Raw genomic sequence first — 17833 nt, forward strand, 5'->3', positions numbered from 1 at the left:
CAACTGTGAGATGTAAATGACACCAATTAATGCAGCAACACTAAGAATAAGTGCTGTATTTACATATCGTTTCATTGTTACAATACCCCTTTCGTGCCAGGCTACTTCCGTGTCTTTATTCAGTTCTAGTTCCCAGTTTGGGTTTAAAAAGTGTCAACAATACCAGCGAGAATAGCCACAATTCCAACACCTACAAGAAGGTATCCGTTCTGTCTGTAATCTTTCATAGCTTTTTCTCCTCTACTTTCCATCCTTTTTCTAAATAACATACCTAATGCCAATCGTAAAAAAAGAGCTAGGAAACCAAAAGCAAAGAATGGAGACATCGTATTCCTCCTATTCAAATTTGTTTGCAACAAATAGTGTATCCGTGATTATCCATTTACTAGGAGGTGTCATCAAATATTACGCCTCTAGAGTAGGAAGGTTCCGTAACTATGAGATTCATGCCAGAACGTTAGAAAGACCCACAAACGATTGTTTGCAGGGTCACTCCTCTATCATCGACTATTTCTATTCGATAGGCGTATAAATCTCTAGCTCACTTTCAGGTGACGTCGGACAGCATAAGTGCAAACAGGAGTGAGCTGGCTTACCATTCCTTCTGGAATCGAACCAATCTCTGTGACTTGAGCGGTTGGGATCCCAACATTATTGCATTGATAACAAAAGCCGACAAGATTCCTAACCATTTGCTTTTTCTATTCCTCATTATTTTTTAACGGGATACAAGAAATAGTTCAAGTCACATATTTGCTACTAGTGATCTTAGAGATCCTTCACCATTCGCCAGACAGGATGGGGTTGATCTTCTTCCTTTTCTAAAAGGCGAAAACCGCAGTTTTCGTATAAGTGCAGCGCACGTACATTCGTTGGAGCCACGCGCAAATGATACGATTTTACCGCATATTTTTCAAAGAAGCCTTCGGCGTAAGCAATTAGTTGTCGCCCGTATCCCTTCCCTCTGTAGGATGGAATCAGGTAGAACAAGTTAGCATAACCAATGTAACTGCCCTCATAAAACACAATTTGAAGCTCCAATTGGCCAACTGGCCGATCTTCATCTTCAATCAACACGAGCCCCTCTGGAAAGCGCCTAGCGCGATCAGCAATCCTTCTCACGTACTCATCTTCATCCCCAAAACCTTCTTCACTCCCGAAGCTCACCACATAGGAGTCTTTCCGAAAAGCGATGATCGTTTCTCTATCCTTCTCCACATCAATCGTTCTGTACTCCATTTGGCGCCTCCCTCCTATCATTTCATCCACTAACTTTAAGCTGACTTTCAGCTTTTATTCGCTATTCTTTCATAATACCATCGTACAATAACATCGTGGAATACAAAAATAGGAGTGATACATACACGTATGAATATGAAAAAATTAGCAGGCATATGCATTCTAATCCCCATTCTTCTAGCTGGATGCGGCAATCAATCTGACAAACCAACTGCAGCTGCTAGCACCGCCCAATCCGGGCAGCAAACAGAGAAGGCAGCTGGAAATGGCCAACAGAATAACCAACAAAACCGTCCTGCCATGGACCCTGCACAGCGACAACTTTTCAGCACGTTTCAAATGTTGATGATGCTGGATAAAGCAGATGGCTTGACCATCACAAAGGAGCAAGCGCAAGCTATGCTGCCAGTCGCTGAGGATATCATCGCGAAGAAAGAGCTTAGTGATGATAATAAAACCAAGCTTCTAGCTAATCTTACAGATGCTCAGAAGGCTTTCCTTACAGATGCAGAATCACGCATGGGTAATCGCGGTAATGGCGGACCAAATGGACAAGGCAATTCGGATCAAAATGGTCAACGCCCGAGCAATCGAAATGGTGGCACTGGTGGTGGTGGAGGTAATGGCGGTAATGGCAATTCAGGCAAAGCGCAGACACCAGCTGTGTCCCCTTCGCCAACAGCTAATGCCACGGGCGGGACAGGAAATGGGCAGCCAGCCGACGGCCAAAAGCAGAATGGCGGCGGCTTCGGTGGCGGCAATCGCCCAGCAGGCGGTCAAATGGGAGATGTCGGCAAGCAATTCGTTGAGCTGTTGCAAAACAAGGTGAAATAAGTCGAATATTTCCGAGGAAATAAGAATACGACCTCCAACCCTAATAGGTTTGGAGGTCGTTCTGTTTATTTTAAGATCTCAAAGTGTTGATAACTTCCTCCGCTTTCGCTTCACCCGTGGCAACTTTCTCAATATGCTCTGCAAACATATCGCACATGTACACAAACAAAGTGAGAATCTCTAGTACTTCATCACCTTCAAACGTGCGAGAAGCTGATAGGCTATACACATAACGATAGTGGATTTCGCCTTCCTCATTCACACCAAAGTGACCTATCGGTAACCGCGTATTAATTTCTAATAAGAGCGCAGCGACCTCTTCACGAGCACTTGCCTGAAGATGAAACGGCAGTGTATTGTATATCTGCAATAGTTGAATAGCAACAATGTCATCGTCATTTAAAGGTAAAAAACTAAAGTGGAGGAAACGGTCTCGTCCTTTACTATCCTCTTGAAATCCAGCCATAAGCACATGAAGCGGAATCGCTTCGGATTTCTCTAATAAGTTCGTGGCGAGCTCAGCTTCATCCAAAATCTCTTTCAATTGCCCTAGTTGCGCCAAATGGCGCGCATGTGCAAGCTCAGTCAACATATGTGTTTAATCTCCTATTCTCTCTTGCCCATTGCTTCAACAATGGCTTTTTTCAACTCAGTTGGATCACCTTTGAACTTTTCTAACGTATAAAGACTGATGCCAGCCGCTTCTACAAAGCTATTTACTTGATTATATCGAGTAACTATAGCAGCATCCGTTTCGTCGTACGTTGGGAGCTTCGCAAACATATCAAAGATAAGATCTGTATCATGCGCACGTTTCTCCAGCTTCTTCTCAGTCGATTTATCAGCATTGAAGACTGCCTTAGTAATTCCCCAAGCGCCAGCTTTCGATGCGCGATCACGCCCAGCTTGCTTCAGTGTTCTCGCAATTGGCATTGCTGCACCTATACCTGAAGCAACAATTTTCAGCGGCGTACCTACTTGAGCACCTACGCCTGTGAGTGTCGCGATATCGCCAGCAATCTTCACAAGCTCAAGACCAATTTGAATAGCTCCTCGGTCTGTCCGCTTCACGTTAATATTTTTCATTTCTTTCGCTAATTCATATTGCGCGATTTCATCGAGTTGCTGATTAGCTGCTGCTACTTTAATTGGATCACCTGTCGCAATATCATTGTTCAACTGAAGTTTTTTCGCAGCTAGCTTCGCTTTGTCTACTCCTGCATTTCGTGTATACCAGCGTTTTTCTTTGAGGATATCAGCATACTCTGCTTTGCCTTTAAAATCACGTTTCATCGTCGTCATAGCTCTGCGATTTAAGCCAGCCTTGATTACGTCTATCGTTTTCATGGCAATTTTCACACCACTTACAGCAATGCTGACGCCTGGTATTACAGTTAGCAAGCTAGCCGTGCTCGTCTCCATGATTTCCATGATGCCTTTCGCCACTTTGACACCAGATTGCGCAGCTTGGACCGCGTTACTAATGATCTCGAGAACGCCTTTTGCTTTTTCACCTTTATCAAGGCCGCCATTTTCGGAGTACTTACTGTACATTTCGTAAATAGCTTTGACAGCCATAATGGTATTTTTCACTGCGGAGATCGCTTCGGCCACGGTACCCGTATAATCACTGGCAGAGGAAGAATTGCCAATCCCTTTGGTATGGCCTGTTGATTTGGCAGCCTTATCCACTAAGCCAGTTCCGCCGCTCACCATTTTACTGGTTGATTCGACAACTGACGACCCTGTGCCAGCATACTGCCAACGTTTGTTATGACCCGTTCGATTCGTATCTCCTGAAACAGAGAGCGTCTCTCGAATAGCGCTCATAATTTGGAAAGGTCCGCTTACAAGATCTGCAGTAGATGCTACTGCACCCATGGTAGCTGACTGTTGAGCCATTCCTTGATCCTTCGTTTTATCGTAGGAATCTTTAAAATCATCGGAACGTTTACCGAAACTATCAGAGAAAGTTCCGCCAACCCCAGAAACCATGTCCGCATTATCCTTGGTATCGTCACCTGTCGGATGCAAAGTGGAAGCAGAAGGCACAATTGGGGCAACTACAGTTGGTGTTGGTGTTTGGGTAGTACCCGTTGGTGCAACCACCGTTGTTGGCGTTGGTGTCTGGGTCGTACCCGTTGGTGCAACTACCGTTGTCGGTGTTGGTGTCTGAGTTGTACCCGTTGGTGCAACTACCGTTGTCGGTGTTGGTGTTTGAGTTGTACCCGTTGGTGCAACTACCGTTGTCGGTGTTGGTGTCTGGGTTGTTGTCTGCGGTTGCGGTGCCACCGTAGTCGGTGTAGTTGTAGGTGCCATCGGTCTTGGCGGGAGGACTGTACCTGACCTGCGGCGATGGAAGGCTACTGACGGTGCCACAGTGGGCACCGGCACCTGTTGCGGTGCAGGATTACGCTGAATAATCTGATTCGCGTACGCTTGGGTTGCGCGATTTCCTACTGTACGCTGCATTTGCATAAAGATGTTCGTCCCCATGGGTGACACTTGTGAGGCGGTGGTACTTGTTGGACCCGATTGCGATTGCTGCGCATGCTGATGCGAGGGGCTCGTTGGTTTGGTCTGGCTTTGTTTTGCTTGGGGCATCTCTACCATGCTCCTTCACGTTATTTAATCTTACTTCTTTGATTTACTTGCCGCCTCGTTGTTGAACAACATGAGTTAATTCGTGACCTAACAATTCTTGCCCCTCACGTGTGTCTGGGTTGTATCGACCTTCTCTGAAAAAAACATCATTCCCAGTAGCAAAAGCCTCTGCCCCTATGGATCGATTAATCTTGGATGACTCTGAATCATTATGTATATTTACGTTGCTAAAATCTGCATTAAAAGCCGATTCCATCTTCGCTTGAATACTTGCATCCATTTTGCTGCCGCTGCCTTGCTTCGCTTTAATCTGCGATTCAATCCCTGCATCCGCTTCAAAACCACCTTCCGATGATGGCTTCATCTGCAGTTCTTCATCCTCCGACTCGCCGCCCTCTGAGCGCTGAATCGACTCCGATGATGGCTTCATCTGCAGCTCCTCATCCTCTGACTCGCCGCCTTCTGAGCGTTGGATTGACTCCGATGATGGCTTCATCTGCAGCTCCTCATCCTCCGACTCGCCGCCCTCTGAGCGCTGAATCGACTCCGATGATGGCTTCATCTGCAACTCCTCGTCCTCTGACTCGCCGCCTTCTGAGCGTTGGATCGACTCCGATGATGGCTTCATCTGCAGCTCCTCATCCTCCGATTCGCCGCCTTCTGAGCGTTGAATCGACTCCGATGATGGCTTCATCTGCAGCTCCTCATCCTCCGACTCGCCGCCTTCTGAGCGTTGAATCGACTCCGATGATGGCTTCATCTGCAGCTCCTCATCCTCCGACTCGCCGCCTTCTGAGCGTTGAACATCTGGCTTAGAAGCTCCACTACTCTCAGAAGCAGCAATATGGTCAGCCGCTTGTTTGCCCATCTGATCAGCTTCTTGCTCATATGCATCCCCGGCTGGACCAACGGTCATTTTCGTTTGAATCGTCAACATATTGCCAACAGCGCGATTGCCGATAGATCGTTGAATATTCATCAGATCGGAAGATACGGAAGAATTTGTTTTATTGTTTTTTTGATTCGTATGCAAAGAAGAATCTGGTTGCCGGTTAATATGGGATTTTTGCATGGCATAACCCTCCTAGCGAGCTTTTAATGGAAACATGAAACTTTATCACAACGCTTTTCAGCGGAGTTTACTCTTTGATCGGATTGCGATCAATAATGAGCACGGCAATATCATCCGATTGGACAGCGCCATCTGCGAATAGATCCACATCCATCACCATTTGACCAAGCAAATGTTCAGGCTTACTGCCTTGTTCCCTCACCAATACATCTTGGAGTCGGGCAAAGCCATATTGATGTTGCAGTCGGTCTTCCGCCTCCGTAATGCCATCTGTATACACAATGATGCGATCTCCTAGATCTAGCGTCACCTCGTTATCCATATACACCATGTCGTCCATAACGCCAAGTGGGAGTCCCTTTTTCCCTTTCAAAAGCTCCACCTCACCGCCAGCCCTCACGATGTATGGCGGACAATGGCCTCCGTCACTATAGAGAAGCTGTCCTGTCGCCACGTTCAATACGCCACAGAAAATCGTCGCAAACATCGTGGAGTCATCCTTATAGAGCTCTTGATTGACAGCCGTTAGCAGATCACCTGGCGTCAAGTCCGCGGACATTTTACCTTTGAGCAGCGTCATCGTCACCGCCATGAATAGAGCGGCTGGGATCCCTTTGTCAGATACATCGCCAAGCACAAAGAATATGCGATTCTCATCGATGCGAAAATAATCATAAAAGTCACCGCCGACTTCACGCGCTGGACGAATAATCGCCTGCGCCTCCGCCTGGGCATGAAGAAGCATGCTATTGCCTCCAATATCAATCTCAGCATCCAGATTCCCACCACATTGCAAGCTTAAATTCTTTCGTGGAAGAAAACCCATCTGAATATCGGTTGCGATCCGCAGTTCACTCTCCATGCGTTCCTTCGCTGCCGTCGTTACTTTCAATGCATGTATAGACTTCTCCAAAGCATCGTACAGCATAGCATTTTCGAGCGAAGCCGCCGTGGGTGAAGCAATGGATTCTAGTAGCTGCAAATCACGATCCGTGAAAGGGTCATCGCCCCGTTTGTTCAGAACCTGCAACACGCCAATGATCTTCCCTTTGCTGACAAGTGGAACACAGAGCATATTACGTGTAGGATAATCGACACGCTTGGCGACCTTCGACGACCAGCGCTCATCCCCAGCCGCATCGTCAATCTTGACCGACTTCCCAGTCTGCGCGACCCAGCCTGCAATGCCTTCGCCGATTTTGAGGCGGATTTCACGCACCTCGTCCCCTTTTTCACCAAGCGCAAGGTCGAAAAACAGCTCGCCCTTTTCCTCATCAACTAGAATTACGGAGGATGCCTCCGCATTCATAATTCGGGATGAGGTTTCCATGATTTTGACTAATAGATCTTGTTTGCGAATCGTTGAGTTCACTTCCAGGCTCACATCAAAAAGCTGCATCGTCCGCTGAAGCTCCAGCTCTGCTGCTTGACGTTTGCGATTCGCTTGCTGCCACTGGATGACAGCCAGAAAACACAACATGCCTAGTATAACTTCCATCCAGCTCAGCCTCCTTCCCGATTCCATCCATTAGTCAGCTTAACGATTCCGATTCTGTGGAGCACCGCACAACTCATTATTTAATGGCATTAACAGCTTCATCTTCTGTCTCATACAGTTTAAAAATGCTGCTAAAACCCGACATATCAAAAACTTCTTTGACATGCTCGTTCATACGCGCTAGGGCAAGCTTGCCTTGAATGACTTTGACCATCTTAGCAGCCGATAGCAAGCTTCTTAAGCCTGCACTGCTAACATACTCCAGCCCTTGCAGATTAAATACGAATTTACCGTTGCCTTGCTCAACTAACTTGGCAAAAGCAGATTCCAAACTTGCGGATGTATTGCCATCCAATCTGCCCTGTAAGCTAACTAGCATAATATCACCTTGCTGCTGCTCGGTAATGTTCATGAAACACCCTCCTCTTGGATTCGATTTTTTCTCATTAGCAGTACATTCTCCTCATTCAAACGTTCATAATGAAGCTCGTCCATCACCTGCCTGACGAAATGGATACCCAGCCCACCGATCCCGCGTTCCTCGATGCTTAAATCGGTACGAGGGGTCGCTTTTAACAATGGATTAAAAGGAATCCCACGATCCATCAGACACAGCTCCCAACCGTCTGGGGTTGGCCCAACATCAAGACGAATCGTATGCATCCCATTTGACCCAGAAGGGTAGCCGTATAGAATAATGTTTGTTACAAGCTCATCGCAGACCAAATTGATTTGAAACAGGGACTTCTCATCCATACCGAGGGTCCCTGCTAAGCCTTGAATAAAGGCTGCTAGACGTTCTAGCTCTTGTAAATCGTTGCTCAATACGATGGACTCCTTACTCACACAATCACTCCTACGACATTTTCAAAAGCATGTTTTCCAGCAATCGTACTCTTGCACTTGAAGCGTGAAGCATCCCGATCCCGATCTCCGGATACAGTCTCACTAACCGAGACAAACTCTCTCCTTGCAAAGTGAGGACGCGTACCTCATCAAATATCGCTTGTGCCGTAACAGACGATGGCGAACCGTCTAAGGCCGTTGTTTCGCCTACTGCTTGCTTAGGTCCCAAAACGCCAATCGTCGCAGTCTCGCCGACTCCCGTCTCATTACTTAATTCCACATGGCCCTCAATGAGAAGATACATGGCCGCATTGGGTTCTCCCCGCCGCAATAAATAGGTTAGATCCTCATGAACTTCTTCTGTTGCAATTCCCGCAATTAAACCTAACTCATCAACGGACAAGTCTGCGAATAAGCTGACTTGCTTCAAAAAGATCACTTTATCCAGCATCGTTAAAAACTTACGTTCTTCCTTCATATCTGCACGCTCCAATGCACTTAGTGCGTAGATAGCAATATCCTTCAGCCAGCTGTCTGCCCATGTTGTAGCCTCTTGAAGCAGCACCAGCGGCTGTAATTCCTCCATGACAACTGCTACGCCTTCTTGTTTCAATTGGTCTAATAATGCATAGGCCAATTTGCGATCGCCGAGTCCTTCTGCAAGAACTTCTAAACCATTCTCACGGAGTTCAACATTCGCATCTTGAATGGCTTCACGCAGCGTCATAATAATCCGTTCATCAACGAGCTTAGCCATGACTGACCAGGCCCCGTCTATAAGCGCATCATGCAGCTCACCACAGCGCTCCTTCGCTAGTTCAGCAAGCCCCATGAGACCAAGCTCCTCGAGCGCAATCGGCAGCACTCGTTCTTGTGTCGATGCTTGCAGTCGCTGTACGCAAAGTTCCACCAGCAAGGAACGCAATTTGTCTTCCTCCAACAGCTCAGCGAGCGTTGTGACTATGGCATTCCATATAAAAGGATTCGGATGGTGACTGTACTCAAGTAGTGTAGGCAATGCTTTCTTGCCCATATCCACGAAGGCTTGCAGAATGGCTTTGCGCAGCTCCTGATCTGCCATGGATACCATCCCTAGCATGACTGGAATGCTTTCGACGTGTTGAAGCTTACCTAGACAATGCGCAGCTGCCACTTTCACAGCAGGACGTTCCTCATCGAGTAAGGACATGACCCAAGCTGCATACGTATCCAGCTTCAGATCGGCTACGGTATGGCAGCCATAGACAGCCCATTCTCCACCGGTATCCAGCATTTTGATAATCGCTTCATCACAGGCCGCAAAGCTCTCTTCACTTTCCAGAGCATACAAGGCTTTGACGCCTTCATGTACCACTTTCGGGTGATGATCTAGCAGCTTCACTCGGATAAAGAAATGAGATTGGCTTCTCAAATGAGAAGCTTTCGAAATTAACTTCACACATTCAGCCCTAACCTCTGGATCCTCATCTTCCAAAAAAGAAGCGACCTGCACGAGGTCCTGAATCGTCGCCCCCTGCAAGTTCATCGCACGTAATACCGCAATGCGAATCCGCGAGCTCTCTTCTCCGATCATTTGGATCAAATGAGGCAGGAATGCCGAGTCTTTCGCTTTACCGATAATTTCTAAGGCTAGCTCCCGTACGTAATCATTGGGATGCTTCAAATAGGCCAGAATCCCCGATAAAGCCTTGGAACTGCGAATGCCCCCGATAAAAGAGCTGGCAATCTCCGATAAATCACCATGCAAAGATTGTACGCTTTTAACCAATTCCCGAATATACAGATTTCTACCGAACCAAGCTACAACGACCAATATTCCTGCGATCACGACACCAAGCCAGGCAAGAGGCGACAATTGAAGGAGACCGAACGAATGCAGCACGGAAAAAAGCGAACCAATGAGTATACCGCCAGAAGCAGCAACCCCTTGTGCGAAATAACGGTAGCCATCCCGTTTGGTCATCGGCATCATTTTGAAGAAAAGCTGATAACAAGGCTCTGCAATGTAATACAACAAAATATAGAAAACCGCATATGACCCCGAAACCATCACTAAGCCAAGCGATTGATTCATGAATAGGGCAGTAAGTCCAAAACCGCCAAAGAAGAGCAGCGTGATGCCTAATAGCATATTACTGGCGCCTAACCAGTTCATTAAGCGCGTTGATACCGTTTGTAATAACAAACAGAACGTAAACTGAATGGCCGTAATTAAGCCATAGAATGAGGTTAAATCCCCTTCGTTAGAGAACTTAGACTCCGCAGCTGTGAAGTATTGATACTCCATCATAAAATAAACGGCGGGCATCAGTGTCATGAGTGCAACGGCACATAGCAGAAAAGGACTTTTCAGCATTTGCTTCGCATAGTAGCCGGAGGACTGCTGCTTCTCTTCCTCTGCGCTCGAGACCAACTGCGCTTTATTCAGTCGCTTGTCTTCCTTCAAGGTTAACGGGACTAAATATCGCATAAGCGCTCGACGGAAAAAGACAAAACCGAACACCATGAGTATAGGGGCTAGTGCATACACCGCTTCCGTACCTAGAAGTTTCCCTAGCTGGTGGGCGAGTAAGCCTGCTGTAATTCCCCCCGTCGTTGTCGCAGCGATGAACACTGGCATAAGTCGTTTCGCCTGTTGGGTAGGACACAAGTCGAAAGCAGTACTCCATAGGAGTAAAGTAAGTTGTCTCACGACAAAATTTGAAGTGAGGAATAGAATCGGATAGTAATAGCGATAGTCAATGCCGCCGAGCTTAAATCCAAGCAATACGGCACCATTCAGGAAGAGCAGTCCCATCAGGATGACGTATAGTGTACTCATCATCTTGGCCTTTGGCAGACGGTTCGCCAGCTTGGCTAGGAGCCAGCCTTCCAGCGGCATAATAGCGGCTTCCACCATATAAATATAGGGCAAATATTGCACACCGAAGCGCTGATTAAAAAGTGCCATGAATGCCGTGTAATTCAAGGATTCTGCAATGCCGCTAAAGTAAAAGATCGGCAGCATCATCCAAAGCTTACGACTGTCTTCCGTGCGCAGCCCTATCCACCCTCTTAAGGTTCCTTGCATCTCATCAGGTCCAATCTATTAGTCTATCTGTCAAGGGGACAGTGGTTTGTAGAAGGCCAATCTAGCTTCACCTTCATAGTAATAATTTGGATACGTACCAATTAATTCGAAGCCATTGGCTCTGAACATCTTTTGAATGGGGATATATTCGGGCAAATCACAGGTGTAGGTTAAAATGTAACGCCCCTGTGCGGCACGGGCAAACGTCTCTAATGCTTGAAATAACACCTTCGCAAATCCATGTCTACGATATTCACGATGCACAGCCAAGTAATCCCACAAGAATCCGCCTGACTGATGTTCATTCTCTTTGCAGCTCGTTACCGCGATGATTTCACCATCTTCATTTTCAATAAACCAATGCCGGTGATTGCGCTGGGTTAAGCTTAGCTTCGGCGCATGTCGAAAATGCTCCAGTTCGCCTGGGGTATGATGCTGATCATCAAACGATACTGGCGATAAATAGAAATCAGTAATGCGTAAAGCATCCTGCTCCGTTGTTAATTCATGTACAGTCAAATGACTCACTTGCATGTCACAATCTCCTCTTTATGAAACCGATAGTGTTCCATTCCATTCACCTGTCGTACCATGTTGGAAGTATTCATCACACATGTAGAAATACAATTGCGCTGCTTTGTCTTGACGATTTTGCTTAATAACCATTAGGAAAGCTTCACGAGCGTCATAGAAACGTCCGACCTGATAGTACATAACCGCTTGCTCGAACAAGGCTTTCGTCTTCTCTTTCAAAGCGCGTATCGTATCTGCATCACCTTGATAAACATCAAACAAGTGAAGTGGCTCTTTCACACCATCTACTTGTATCAAACCAAGATCGCGATAGAGGAAGTCAGAAGACTTAACCAAGGACTTAATCACGGAATCCGTGATCAGAATGGATGATCCTAACGGATCCGTCATTTTCTCTAACATGGTCGCTAAGTTTACACCATCGGAAATTACATTTCCTTCCAATCGTTGTTCCTCTCCAATAATACCAAGACGAAGAGGCCCCTTATGTAAACCGATACCGAAATCAATCGGCGAATACCCCACTTTTAATCTATGCGCGTTGTATGTATCTAGCTCCTTCCTCATCTCCACACAAGCGAGCAGCGCTTCATCAGCTTGATTGGGGAAAAGAGCCATAAATCCTGCCCCCAAATATTTATTCATAAGCCCTTCGTGCTTGCGGACATACGGACCAAATCGTTTGAGGAAGGAATTAACGAAATTAAAATTTTCTTCTGGCGACAGCTTTTTGGATATTTGGTAAAATCCTCGAATGTTAAAAATCAAAATCGACATGTTCTGTTCTACTTGATCCCCAAGCTCGACATCTAGAATGCTTTCTTTGTTCAAGAAACGCAAGAACTGTTGTGGAACGAATCGATAATAGGACTGACTGAAATTCTCAACCTTGGTGATGTAATCTCGAATCCGAGCAGCCATCGTATTGACGCTGTCGCCCAGGTCCGACACCTCATCCCGTGAATTGATTTGGACAACTGTATCCCAATTTCCTTTGGCAATTTCACCAACGCTATTGCGCAGCTTGCGAATGGAAGAGAGAAGAACATACGTCATTAGCACAAGCACCAGCAGTAAACCAACCGAGATAAGAGCAATATTGCGAATAATCGAATTTAGGACCGATTGGCGATGCTTTAGCAATCCATCTAAATTCTTACTTGTTTCAAAAACACCGACAATTTTACCCGCTGAGTTGAAAATTGGTGCAATGGCATAGCGCCATTCTCCAGAGAAATCCTCCCATTGGCCTGTTGCTGGCTTACCTTCGAGTACAACCTGTTGATTCTCTGGTGTTTGCTGGAATGGATTAAACATATGCATACCATCATCGTCTTCCAAAATACGATAAATGACGCCATCTTCATATTTGTATACAGCCTTGTAAAATCCTTGGTTATCATCCGTCGCATTATTCTCGAAGACAGATTGTATCTTCTTGCGGAACGACTGATAAATCGCGCTTCGATAATCCAGAGGAGAGGTGAGGCTTTCCAACTTATCTCCATCCACCAGATTTTGACCATTCTTGGCAAGCAATATCAGCTCACTGAACGTCTCTTCTTCCATTTTCTTCGAGAAACTGTTGTAAATAACGGTAGAGAGAAGAATCATGGCGACAGCTACGACCGGTATTAAAATGAAAACTTGCTTCATCATAAGCGGCAAGCGTCTCTTAAACAGGTGAACAAACACAATTCTAATTGCATACAGCACCAGCAAAATGAAGACTACAGCAATCGACCAGACCAGAATTGCATGGTTTTGAGCAGACCGACTAAACTCCGCTTCAATAAGTGCAGGTGTGATCGTACCATCAGGCAGTCGGCGATTGATTTGAGCAGACTCTACGATAATGAGGCTGCCATCCGGACCAATACTGCTAGCAGTCGTGTCAAAAGCAAGCTCTGCACCACTTGCCTTGGCCTTCTCATCGTCAACAAGTGCCTCTAATACATAAGGTTGTTGCGGATCAAGCCTTGTAATCATACGTGAATTAAAATCTATAAAAATGAGCCGTCCCTGATTATCCAAGTGCAAGCTTTCTGGGAAATTGCGTCGTGTGCGATCTACCCCGGGAAGCGGATAGATTAACTCGGAGCGGCCATCACTCATAGCACGATAAATCTCACCACTGCGTGTGGAATAATAGATGCTCCCTAACTTAAATCCATCAGCTTCGGATACGTACTTGTTCTCAGGAAGCGCAATCGTATACATAAGCTTAGGCTCTGTTGTAGAACTATTCCCTGTGGGTGTTTCATACAAGGATAATTTCTTCACTTCATCGTTAAAAAAGTACACCATGCCCTCATGCACTTGTACATTGCGCAAAGAGCCAAGTCGGTATCTTTTGTTCTGTGAATCGCTATACTCCTGTGTGAATAAACTGCGATCAAATTCACCATTTGGATTGTAGCGTACAATCTGTTCGGATTTCACCGCGATCCCATAGGGATCTAACAAGGTACGAATCGTATACAAATACCCTTGATCGTCAACGGCCATATCGTTAAACCGATACACTTCTCCATTTTTCCCAGTATCACTTGTAATGGAGAACTGGAGAATACCCTGGGCATTCAATTTATGAATCGTTTTTTTGGCGTTATCGATGACGAATAAGTTATTTTGTGAGTCTGAGATGGCCTTCGATAATCCATCGAAAGGCATGCTTTTTTTCCATGGCCACAGCTGGATGCTCTCTTGATGAGTGCCCAGATAAGTACCTGCAGCACCTAGTAGCAGCAAGACGAGCAGCAATGCCGCAATCGATTTCTTCATCGCTTGTAATCTCCTCTTAATTGGTAATCTGAATAATTTGCATCGCTGCGTTCCAGTCAACACCCAGGCCTAAAGACTCGGAAATAAATCTTAATGGCACATAGGTCCTACCATCTAGCAGCAAGGATGGCCCATCGATCACGATAGGTTGCCCATCCATATAGGCGGTAACTTGGTTAATTGAACTCGTAATTGTTGTATATTCCGTACTCACGGTGACTGTAAAACTCTCAGGGTCCCAATCTACCGCCGCTCCGAACGATTCGGAAACAGCTCGTATAGGTAAATAGGCTTGTCCATTTATTATAACAGGCGGAGCCGTGAATTTGATAGAAATATTGGAAGAAAGCACGTTTTCTGACGAAAGAGGTTGAATCGTGACAGGAATCTCTGCCGAATCAGCCGTAGCAGGGATGGATGTTATGCTCGCTAAGCTTTCGGCGACTGCTGCAAGTTCTTGCAGCTCCTCAGGCGCGTACTTCGTCTTCTCCTGGAGCTGCAGCTCGCCCAGCAGCTTCTCGACCTGCTGTTCCAGCTGCGCTTGTAAGGCCGAATCCGCTGGCAGCTCTGCCAGCAAGGCCTGTACCGCGTCCAGCTTCGCGAACAGCGCAGCCTTCTGCGTCGACAGCTTCGCTGCGTCGACGGCTTCGAGCGAGCGGGTCAGCGTCGCCACCCGCTCCGTGTCCTGCTGCGCCTGCGCTGCGCTCAGCGCAGCCTCAAGCTTCTGCTTCGCTGCTTCGAGCGAAGCCAGACCCTCGGATGCGCCTACTTGCGCATCTACCAGCTGCGCCTGCGTCGCGAGAAGCTGCTGCAGCAAGGCTGCAGCGGCTTCCGGCTCGCCGGCGGCGAGGGCTTGCTCCAGCTTCTGCTGCTGGAGCTCGGCCTCGGAGGCCAGCTGATCCTCGCTGGCCTGATCCCCGGCGGCGGGGGGTCCTTCGCCGCCAGAACCGCCATCGCCCGGCTCAGCTGGCGATGCTTCCTCGGACAGCGCTGCGATCAGCGCGTCCGGGTTGTTCACGAGCGCCATCTGCGCGAGTGCGGCTTTGGTGTCGCCTTTGAGCAGCGCCTCCAGCATGCCTAGCTGGGCTTTCGCATCCTCCAGCTGCACAGCAATATCCGCGATGTCATTCAACTTCATAGCTGCTACAGCATCTTTCTTAGCAGCCTCTAGCTTCTCAATGTCTTGTTTCATCGTATCTATCTTGCCTTGCAACTGCTCAGGTGTCTCTAACGATGCAATCGTGCCAGGCTCCTTAATTTCAACCGTCACCTTAAGCGCATCTACAGCCTTTTGGGATAGGACAGATGAACTAGATGGGTTAGTTAAAGCTTCAGGATCTAACGCGTCGTCCATGCCGATCCAAGCAGCACCAGGTGCATCAGATTGATACACCATGCCCTGTCCAGATGTTGCCATCGTAGCAGTAGCTGCTTGAAAAGCTGCTGGGGTTAAGGCTTCCAGCTTTACTTTATAGGAACCAATAATAACCGTCCCCAAGCCTTCCTCTCCACCTGCGCCTTCTCCTTCTCCGGCATTCTCTGAATTCCCGTCTGTACCTGTGTTTCCAGTACTTCCGTCGCTTCCTGCCTGACCGTCACCGACAGTCCCACTACCGTCACCTGTGCTCGCACCGTCCTCCGTGCTTGGAACAACCAACTGTCCGGTGCTTCCTTTGCCATCCAGTGGCAGTGTTTGAATCACTTTTCCTTTGTTATAAAGCACGACCTTCAGCTGATCAATTTGACTAAATTTCAGTGTTAAATTACGAACAGACTTATTAATCTTAGTCTGTTTCCCAACACGTTTACCCGCTTTAGTAAAAATGGCGTAATCCGTTGCACCCAGCTTTTTGCTTACACTAATGCTGAAATCGCTAAGCAATTGCCCCACCGCTGGTTTTAACTTCCAAGTACCCACAGGTGCTTTGGGCTTCTCCGGTTTCATTGGCGACAAGCCATCATCGATATCACGATACGGCAGTATCCCTTCGCGAAGCGTACGATTCACAGCTCCGCCTGTTCCTAAATCGAGCTTGCCGAGCGCCATTTTATAAGCAATCTGTGCAGCCACAATCTGTTGATCCGCTTGCTCAACCGCATCCTTGTACAGCTGCAGCTCCTCTGCTTTCATTAAGCTTAGCTTGAGCTTTTGGTTCGCCTTCGCCAAATTTGCAAGGGCATTATCTCGATCACGCAGCGCTTGCGCATAGCCCTCTTCGGCTCCCTTCGCCTCTAAAAAGGATTGCCTAATATCCGCAATAACTGCGTTTCGACTTTCCACTTCTTGCAGCTGCGCCTTATTCTGTTCCATCGTCGCTAAAGGCAACGCATTCGTTAGGTCATCTAAATAACGCAGTCCATCAAATTCACCTTGCAGCAATGACTTGGGAATTGGAATGAACCCCAGTAGCATAAAAAAGCCCTGCCAATCCTCTTTCACTCGTCCAAGCGTTTCATCATAGCTCGCTTGAAACAGTTCCATATCCATTTCTTTCTCTTTGAATAACCCATCCATCACCCTCATGCGGGCCGGACCAAATTTACTGCTATATAAATTGCGAGTCGTGTTCAGCTTTTCATCCGCCAAACGCCGAGTTTCTGTATCTCTTGAGAGGCTTATGGTCGATTTTTGACCCATAGCGATGTAAGTAGGAAGCCTGTTTTGATTTAAATCCGCGTACTCAGGCTGGAAGGAGAGATCCACTCTATTTTCCAAATCAAGCTGAAGTAATTTACCTAGAGCCAACCGGCTAGACTTTGCCGTCAATTGCGCTTGTTTGTAATCGGACGCCGCTTTCTCAAGCGCTTTGTCCACCTTGTCTTGTTCAGCTGCATCGGACAGACCATATTTCCGCTTCGTCTTTACCGTATCTACCGCTTTTCTCGCTTCTTCATATTTCTTACGAGAACGCTCCTCCGCCACAGAGTCTTGATAGGCCGTTAAATAGCCCTTCTCGATGTCATATCGCGCTGTATTTGATTGCTGCCGCAATGTTTCTTGCGCGATAAACAACTGCGACCTCGCATCTGGCACCTTCGTACGCGTGCTTATATCCTGACTTAAATTATGAGGCTTGGCGAATAATCCGGAAGCTTTGGCTTCTTCATTGTTTACCGTATGCTGAGCTTGCTCTAGTTCAATCCGCTTCTTCAGAACATCCGTTCTGGCATCGCGAAGCTGGGTATTCTTTTTAAGCCCTTGATCAATAGCCTCCCGCATGGTCAAAGCCTTGACCCCAGCGGCTTCTGCATTCACGCTTACAGCCATAATTGAGGATGTTGCCAACAGGCAAGCCAGCCCTATTTTCACCATTTTTAAACCAATCAGGATAAACCCCTCCGCTCACGTACT

The 17833-nt window shown here is 47.1% G+C and carries 13 protein-coding genes; 1 reads left to right on the top strand and 12 read right to left on the bottom strand.

The features are described from left to right. Nucleotides 1–143 precede the first annotated feature (143 nt). Nucleotides 144–326 (bottom strand): hypothetical protein, encoded by a 183-nt coding sequence (locus AC58QT_RS15080; RefSeq protein ID WP_497409681.1) that lies wholly within the window; start codon nt 324–326, stop codon nt 144–146. A gap of 442 nt (nt 327–768) precedes the next feature. After that, on the bottom strand, nt 769–1239 hold the full coding sequence (locus AC58QT_RS15085; protein ID WP_497409682.1) for a GNAT family N-acetyltransferase: 471 nt from the start codon (nt 1237–1239) through the stop codon (nt 769–771). Nucleotides 1240–1368: 129 nt separating this feature from the next. On the opposite strand from AC58QT_RS15085, the gene AC58QT_RS15090 reads away from it, so the two are divergent. After that, complete coding sequence (locus AC58QT_RS15090) at nt 1369–2073, top strand: hypothetical protein (RefSeq protein ID WP_497409683.1); 705 nt, start codon at nt 1369–1371, stop codon at nt 2071–2073. Nucleotides 2074–2143: 70 nt separating this feature from the next. Here the strand turns inward: AC58QT_RS15090 and AC58QT_RS15095 are convergent, their stop codons facing one another. From AC58QT_RS15095 to AC58QT_RS15140, 10 genes are all read right to left on the bottom strand, one after another. Continuing rightward, entirely contained in the window at nt 2144–2665 is a 522-nt protein-coding gene (locus tag AC58QT_RS15095) for a YbjN domain-containing protein (RefSeq protein WP_497409684.1), read from the bottom strand. A gap of 14 nt (nt 2666–2679) precedes the next feature. Beyond that, nucleotides 2680–4677, bottom strand: coding sequence for a hypothetical protein (locus AC58QT_RS15100; protein ID WP_497409685.1), 1998 nt, complete (start codon nt 4675–4677; stop codon nt 2680–2682). A 43-nt stretch (nt 4678–4720) separates the two neighbouring features. Then, nucleotides 4721–5749: an eCIS core domain-containing protein gene (locus AC58QT_RS15105; RefSeq protein ID WP_497409686.1), complete on the bottom strand. Its 1029-nt coding sequence runs from the start codon at nt 5747–5749 to the stop codon at nt 4721–4723. A 67-nt stretch (nt 5750–5816) separates the two neighbouring features. Next, complete coding sequence (locus tag AC58QT_RS15110) at nt 5817–7247, bottom strand: PP2C family protein-serine/threonine phosphatase (RefSeq protein WP_497409687.1); 1431 nt, start codon at nt 7245–7247, stop codon at nt 5817–5819. 76 nt (nt 7248–7323) lie between these two features. Next, complete coding sequence (locus AC58QT_RS15115) at nt 7324–7659, bottom strand: STAS domain-containing protein (protein ID WP_310499592.1); 336 nt, start codon at nt 7657–7659, stop codon at nt 7324–7326. Continuing rightward, entirely contained in the window at nt 7656–8072 is a 417-nt protein-coding gene (locus AC58QT_RS15120) for an ATP-binding protein (protein WP_497409688.1), read from the bottom strand. The genes AC58QT_RS15115 and AC58QT_RS15120 overlap by 4 nt, the downstream gene beginning before the upstream one ends. A 31-nt stretch (nt 8073–8103) precedes the next feature. Continuing rightward, entirely contained in the window at nt 8104–11163 is a 3060-nt protein-coding gene (locus tag AC58QT_RS15125) for a HEAT repeat domain-containing protein (RefSeq protein WP_497409689.1), read from the bottom strand. Nucleotides 11164–11193: 30 nt separating this feature from the next. After that, a complete protein-coding gene (locus AC58QT_RS15130) occupies nt 11194–11697 on the bottom strand; it encodes a GNAT family N-acetyltransferase (RefSeq protein WP_497409690.1) in 504 nt (167 codons plus the stop codon). Nucleotides 11698–11712: 15 nt separating this feature from the next. Then, nucleotides 11713–14481: an adenylate/guanylate cyclase domain-containing protein gene (locus tag AC58QT_RS15135; protein WP_497409691.1), complete on the bottom strand. Its 2769-nt coding sequence runs from the start codon at nt 14479–14481 to the stop codon at nt 11713–11715. Nucleotides 14482–14497: 16 nt separating this feature from the next. Beyond that, complete coding sequence (locus AC58QT_RS15140) at nt 14498–17767, bottom strand: stalk domain-containing protein (protein WP_497409692.1); 3270 nt, start codon at nt 17765–17767, stop codon at nt 14498–14500. Nucleotides 17768–17833: the final 66 nt, after the last annotated feature.

Source organism: Paenibacillus sp. J31R109 (assembly GCF_059692055.1).

Coding starts and splice junctions, on each gene's coding strand:
- AC58QT_RS15080 (WP_497409681.1), bottom strand. CDS start 326: ATGTCTCCATTCTTTGCTTTTGGTTTCCTAGCTCTTTTTTTACGATTG.
- AC58QT_RS15085 (WP_497409682.1), bottom strand. CDS start 1,239: ATGGAGTACAGAACGATTGATGTGGAGAAGGATAGAGAAACGATCATC.
- AC58QT_RS15090 (WP_497409683.1), top strand. CDS start 1,369: ATGAATATGAAAAAATTAGCAGGCATATGCATTCTAATCCCCATTCTT.
- AC58QT_RS15095 (WP_497409684.1), bottom strand. CDS start 2,665: ATGTTGACTGAGCTTGCACATGCGCGCCATTTGGCGCAACTAGGGCAA.
- AC58QT_RS15100 (WP_497409685.1), bottom strand. CDS start 4,677: ATGCCCCAAGCAAAACAAAGCCAGACCAAACCAACGAGCCCCTCGCAT.
- AC58QT_RS15105 (WP_497409686.1), bottom strand. CDS start 5,749: ATGCAAAAATCCCATATTAACCGGCAACCAGATTCTTCTTTGCATACG.
- AC58QT_RS15110 (WP_497409687.1), bottom strand. CDS start 7,247: ATGGAAGTTATACTAGGCATGTTGTGTTTTCTGGCTGTCATCCAGTGG.
- AC58QT_RS15115 (WP_310499592.1), bottom strand. CDS start 7,659: ATGAACATTACCGAGCAGCAGCAAGGTGATATTATGCTAGTTAGCTTA.
- AC58QT_RS15125 (WP_497409689.1), bottom strand. CDS start 11,163: ATGCAAGGAACCTTAAGAGGGTGGATAGGGCTGCGCACGGAAGACAGT.
- AC58QT_RS15130 (WP_497409690.1), bottom strand. CDS start 11,697: ATGCAAGTGAGTCATTTGACTGTACATGAATTAACAACGGAGCAGGAT.
- AC58QT_RS15135 (WP_497409691.1), bottom strand. CDS start 14,481: ATGAAGAAATCGATTGCGGCATTGCTGCTCGTCTTGCTGCTACTAGGT.